Annotated in this window: 5 protein-coding genes; all 5 read right to left on the reverse strand. The window is 38.3% G+C overall.

The window, feature by feature from the left end; translation table 11 throughout:
• Positions 1 to 97 precede the first annotated feature (97 nt).
• The gene (locus NSQ85_RS10645; protein ID WP_070043828.1) at positions 98 to 742 is read right to left on the reverse strand and encodes a hypothetical protein; all 645 of its coding nucleotides are present in this window, start codon (positions 740 to 742) and stop codon (positions 98 to 100) included.
• Positions 743 to 745: 3 nt separating this feature from the next.
• Positions 746 to 1,711: a protein rep gene (locus NSQ85_RS10650; protein ID WP_029752797.1), complete on the reverse strand. Its 966-nt coding sequence runs from the start codon at positions 1,709 to 1,711 to the stop codon at positions 746 to 748.
• Between the two features lie 397 nt (positions 1,712 to 2,108).
• Positions 2,109 to 2,747: a replication protein gene (locus tag NSQ85_RS10655; RefSeq protein ID WP_340781835.1), complete on the reverse strand. Its 639-nt coding sequence runs from the start codon at positions 2,745 to 2,747 to the stop codon at positions 2,109 to 2,111.
• 77 nt (positions 2,748 to 2,824) lie between these two features.
• Positions 2,825 to 2,974 carry a ribbon-helix-helix domain-containing protein gene (locus tag NSQ85_RS10660; RefSeq protein ID WP_340781837.1) on the reverse strand — a complete coding sequence of 50 codons (150 nt, stop codon included), beginning with the start codon at positions 2,972 to 2,974 and terminating at the stop codon, positions 2,825 to 2,827.
• A 714-nt stretch (positions 2,975 to 3,688) separates the two neighbouring features.
• A complete protein-coding gene (gene mobV / locus NSQ85_RS10665; protein ID WP_150867197.1) occupies positions 3,689 to 5,188 on the reverse strand; it encodes a MobV family relaxase in 1,500 nt (499 codons plus the stop codon).
• Positions 5,189 to 5,455: the final 267 nt, after the last annotated feature.

Consider the following 5,455-nt stretch of genomic DNA (forward strand, 5'->3'; position numbering starts at 1 on the left):
ACTTCCCCAAGTCGACCAAAGTCATTTTTTCAAAATGACTAGTCGGACCGCTTCGCTATTGTCCGACAAAAAAGCTGACCCCGAAAGGTCAGCTTGCTTATCCCCCGAAAAAGAAGAACCACCCCAAGACAAGTAATAATACCAAGAGCACACCACCAATTGCCGTAGCAATCCAAAAGAATTTCTCAGCTCTCAATGCCCATTCATAATAATCACTGGCTTTCTGGCTAACAGTATTGTAAGAATTGCGATACTGAGAAACAGAACTTTCAAGTCTGCTCTTTTCTTTTTCCCAGTCAGCAGGTTTCGCCTTGCTTTCTAACAACAATTGATTTTTCTTTTGTTCATTCAGCAATAACTGTTGCGATTGGTCAAGCAGTTGATGAAGTCGTTCAACCTCTTTTCCCTTTATTTCTAACTGTTCACGGACATATCGGAAACTAGTTTCCATTTCAGTTTCCGATTTAGTTTCCGTTTTTTGGTTTCCGATATTGCTCTCTTCCCTTGTCTCTCTTGCGGTTAAAGGCATATCGGAAACTAATTTTTCAGTTTCCGTTTTAGTTTCCGATTTCTTGTTTCCGATATTGCTCTCAAGTATTGATATAAGTGCTTTCTCGTCCATATCGGAAACTAACTTTTTGTTTCCGCTTTTTCGACCTAGATTATTTTGGGATAAAATCCGATTGAGATACTGCTTACTTAATCCTAGTTCTTGAGCTAATTCTGATACCGTCTTACTCATCAGCTACCTCACAAAATAATTCTTTCTATCCCAATTCCAAAAAGCAACAATCTCACGACCCGTACTTTCAGAATTTTCTTCTGAACCTGTTTGAACCAAGTCCCCTTCTTCAACATCATCAAGAGCTAACTCAGCCTTGATTTCCTTGAACAACTTACCAAAGCCAATCTGTCTTTTTCGATGCAAGCCATTCGTCAAATCTTCTGTTATCCGTTCTTTGACCATTTCAGAAAATAATGTCACATCTTCTGTATCGACATCAAAAGGCTTCACAGGATATTTAGCTGTTTCAATAATGGCTGATTTTAGGTTTTTCCGCTTATGTGCTTTAACTGTCCGAATATCTACGACAGGCGTATAATCCAATTTCATTGCCTTAGCCCATAGTTTCGTCCATTCTTCTTGACTAATATAATTTGTATTATTCCCAGTAAAATAGCTAGATTTCACAAATAACAATACATGCAAATGAGGGTGATAATTCTCATGTTCAGTTGAATAAGTTACCTCAGTAGCTCGCAAATACCCGAGAACATTCTTATCAACTTTTTTATATTTGAAAAGGCGATTAAACCCTTCTGTCATTTTACTTAAGGTCTTATTTAGTTCTTTTCCACTGACGTTTTTGATCGTCAGCGTCAAGAACAAAAATCGACCTTTTGGATAGCGTTTCATTGCTTCATTAACCACAAGCTCCGCTTGATAAGCATACTTCATTGACCGTCTCCAGTTACATATTGGACAAAGTTTATTTTTACAAAAATAAGATTGATAAAGTTTCTTTGTACCGTCCTGTTGTTCGATAAATTTCAAAACCTCTGCACATTGATAGACCCGTTCAAACGAACGATAACCCAATTTTTCCAAGCGACCCGCCAGCTCTATGTTCTTTAGTTTGCGTTCTCGCCACTTTCTATCTTTGCCTTGTTTTGAATAGTCCTTAAAGACTTGCTTTTCATTACCTGTCATGTTATAATTTTCTTGCAAAAAAATTTTTTTGAATATATAAAAAAGTCCCTGCAATTCTCCTAAGTTTATTATTTTGATTCAACACCTAAATTATAAACTTTATTTTATTAAATTGCAAGGGCTTTTTTATGCCCAAAAAACCTTACTGTATCAAGGGTTTGAGTGTCCTCAGTACCCCAAAAATAAAAATCTTGTTATTTCTATATGTATCAAGATAAGAAAAAACCCTTGCTGCGCAGGGGTTTTTCAGGGCTTTTCAGCCCTCTTTTTCACTTCGTTCAAAATTCACCCTTTTTCCCTGAAGATATAAAAAAAGACCCTTTCAGGTCAATTCATTTATTTCCGGTTCTTTACAGCCCGAAGCTGAAGGCAGTCCGACCGCTCCGCTATTGTCGGACTAATTTTCTCCGGCTTTTTTTATTTCTCCTCGCTTACTGCGTTGGTAAGCACCATCAAATAGCAACTTCATAAACCCAGTTTTTCCCGCAATAACTTCGTTAACCAAATTTATTGTTAAGCCATAATTTTCACCATTTTCATCGATAAAGTCATATAAGTCAAAAATATTTTGAATGGTATATGCACGAATAATTGAAACAACCATATTGAAAAGTTCGGCTTTTTCTTCAACGTCTAATGTCACATATCGGTCAATATCAAAATTATTAATAAGCTTTATATCAGCTTTATCATAAACATGCTTTTTCTTAGCAATAGCATCTTTGCTTTCATGAGTCAAATACAAGTATGTATTTTCAACGTTTAGAGCAATTTGCACCATTGCTAAACTCTTCTCTCCAAGTAGCAATTTAATTTTCTTACGAACACTATCAGCAGTAACTGGATTTTTAGCAATATAGATTACATGATAGTGTGGTTTTTTATATTTCTGCCCCTCCACGTTACTCTTGTCTTTATCATGAAGCGGACTAACCGCTATCGGCACTCCAAGTGTTTCAAGTTTTAACTCCCAATCTTCGGGGATTGATTCGGGATAGAGTAAAAAAGTAAAGTACCTTGCTTTTTCTTTAGCCATAAGTTATAATTTACCCAAGAAATATTTAGCTTAGCCAGTGACTGCCAGCACGGCTTTTTTTTATTTTCTTGACCTTTCTATTTTTGTTTTTGAGATTTTAAATACTCTTCAAGTGCCAATACAACAATAGCAGATTTAGAAAAACCTTTTTCTTTAGCTAAATCAACTAGCATTTTATGTTGTTCATCAGTGAAACTAACTTGCACTCTTTTTTTATTTGTTGCCATCTTTTTTCTCCTTTTTTGCATTAGGGAAAGTGTACCACTTGCAACTATCTATGTCAACTAAAAATGTACTTTTTTCAAAAAAAACTCAAAAAGTAGCCGAAAAGTCGCCGAAAAGTCGCCGAGATTTAGCAAGGCTCAAACCCTTGGGGCTGTAAGGTTCAAGGTGCTTTTTTTTCGAATTTGGCACTCGGCACTATATGGGGGGTCGTAGTAACCCCCCCAGATTTTAGATTTTTCTGGCGAAAAATCACCCCAATTTTTCCCTTCCGAGCACCAACTTTTTGACACATTTTTCCAACTCATGTTATAATGAGCTTGCGAAAATGTGATGCACAAGCACACCGAAGCCCCTAAGGAATGCCAGTTCCCTAGGGGCTTTTTTTGTCGGTGTTGGGCTAGCTTCAGCGTTTGTCCTTGCTATCTAACCACTTGCAAATGTAATGTGCCGTCACTTCTGCCACAATAGAAGTAAGACGTCGAAAATGTAATGCACTCGCTCCACCTCCTTTCGCATAGATTTGCGGAAGGTTTTGCTTCAGCATTGGTTATTATATCATGTCCGCTTACTTTATTCCATGGTCTCCTTGACAGCAAGTAACCTGTGGCGGTAGTTCTTGGTCTGTCGGTCGGTCGAACAAAGTTCTGACCGAACCGCCTGCCCTAAGTCTACCTTGCCCCAGCTTGCTATCAAGGAGCTTTCACGGCATAAATCGCTCACAGCCCTAATCCTTTTTCAATCACTCGCTTAACTATCTTCACGATTGGTTGAATGGCTTTAAGCTCTGATACAAAGTTTTTCAAGGCTTTGTCAGGCATAAACTCTCTTAACTTACCTAGCATTTTGTCATTTTGCTGTCTCAAAACCGAGTTTTCATTTTTAAGCCCTCTAATTTCGCTTTTAAGGCGGTCTATGCTTTCTCCTTTAGTTTTATCCTTAGCCCGTTGCAAACTCGCCTCAAAACCGTTTTTAGAGCTTCTCAAAGGCATTTGCCGCCTTAGTTGGTCATTCTCTAATTCCTTTTCATGAACTAAATTCTTGCTTCGGTATATCAATCCCTTAAATTTCTCAAATTGCTCTTTAGTCAATTCGACATGTTCTTTTCCAAACATGCCTTTTTTCGGCTGAATTTCAGCCAATTCTTTTTCAGACATGATTTTCAAGTCGCTTAATCGGGCATTTTGTTTAGCCAGTCTTAAATATTCGTTTTCTAAGCCCCCTATTTTGCTTTCTAAGGCGTTTGAATGTTTTTCTAGGTTATTTATATACCCTTCGACACCAGATAGCTCTGAGAGGCTCTCAGAGGCTCGTAGCTCGATTTTATCCAACTCCTCGTATTTTTCCTTAAGAACTTCATTCAAAGTCCTTATTTCGTCTTCTAGGGGCTTTCTAGAGCTTACTAATTGTTGTAGTTCTTCATGCTGATGATTTTTGACCCAATCTATTTTTTCTTGAAAAGTCGTTTCTCGCCAAGAAAAATCAGACTTATCAAGCCAAGCTCCTAACTCATTTTGAAAAGCCTCATAGGCTTCTTGATACTCTTCTTTGGTCACAAACTCTTCTTGATGATTAACATACTCAGGCGCCCCATATTCAAGAACTAACTGTTTCTCGATTTCCTTACCAGCCATTTCTTGCTTAAATTCAGCAACCGTCTTATGCTTGGCTTCGCTATTCAGCTCGCCACGCTCTAGCTCAAAACCATGCTCGTTCATGTATTTAGGCAAATCTTCTTGAATTTTTTTGAGTTCTTCTTTGTCAAACATTGCCTTAGAAGACAATTTCCCATCTTGGAAAGGCACCACTCCCATATGCATGTGAGGGGTGCTTTCGTCTAAGTGTACGCTTGCATAAGCGATATTGTCCTCACCATAATTTTCCGCAAAATAATTTTTAGCGGTCTCAAAAAATTCTCTTGTTTCTTCCTCGCTTAATTTTTCAAAGAATGACTTATCCGATGTGATAATCCATTCATCACACAAAACCGCATCTTTCCGAATAGCTCGATTAGATATTTTATTTTCGTTCACATAATCCTTAATTTGCCGTTCATACGAAACCGAGCGGTCACGATCCGTCAACTCATAGTTGAGGTGCGACCTGCTCGGGTCTATATCTTTATTTGAATGTGTCTCAAAAACACGCTCATTATGCTTATAAGCTCCTCCCAAATTGCCAGCTTTCATCTTCTGCATTCTCGCAACCATGTAGCTCATGTTCTTACCCCTCCTTATCAGCGTCAGTCGAATAGCGACTGACAGACGAGCCGACAAGTCTATTGCTCGTCTAAATACGCAATATCTTATCTAGTAGTTTAGCATATTTTCGGTACAACTTCCATGTAAAGTATAACGCACTATACTTTACTTCGTAAATGTGCGTTCTCCGAAGGGTCTTGCAGACGGCTTGCTCGCCACAAAGGAAAGGTGGCGAGATACCAAAAACGCCCTCGAACCACAAGGACATTTTTGTCATGTTGGCCG

This window comes from Streptococcus sp. FSL L8-0526 (genome assembly GCF_038007145.1).
GTDB classification, from domain to species: domain Bacteria; phylum Bacillota; class Bacilli; order Lactobacillales; family Streptococcaceae; genus Streptococcus; species Streptococcus thermophilus.

What these genes read in the sequence shown, in the direction of transcription:
- NSQ85_RS10645 (WP_070043828.1), bottom strand. Translation starts at nt 742, where the DNA reads ATGAGTAAGACGGTATCAGAATTAGCTCAAGAACTAGGATTAAGTAAG.
- NSQ85_RS10650 (WP_029752797.1), bottom strand. Translation starts at nt 1,711, where the DNA reads ATGACAGGTAATGAAAAGCAAGTCTTTAAGGACTATTCAAAACAAGGC.
- NSQ85_RS10655 (WP_340781835.1), bottom strand. Translation starts at nt 2,747, where the DNA reads ATGGCTAAAGAAAAAGCAAGGTACTTTACTTTTTTACTCTATCCCGAA.
- NSQ85_RS10660 (WP_340781837.1), bottom strand. Translation starts at nt 2,974, where the DNA reads ATGGCAACAAATAAAAAAAGAGTGCAAGTTAGTTTCACTGATGAACAA.
- mobV (WP_150867197.1), bottom strand. Translation starts at nt 5,188, where the DNA reads ATGAGCTACATGGTTGCGAGAATGCAGAAGATGAAAGCTGGCAATTTG.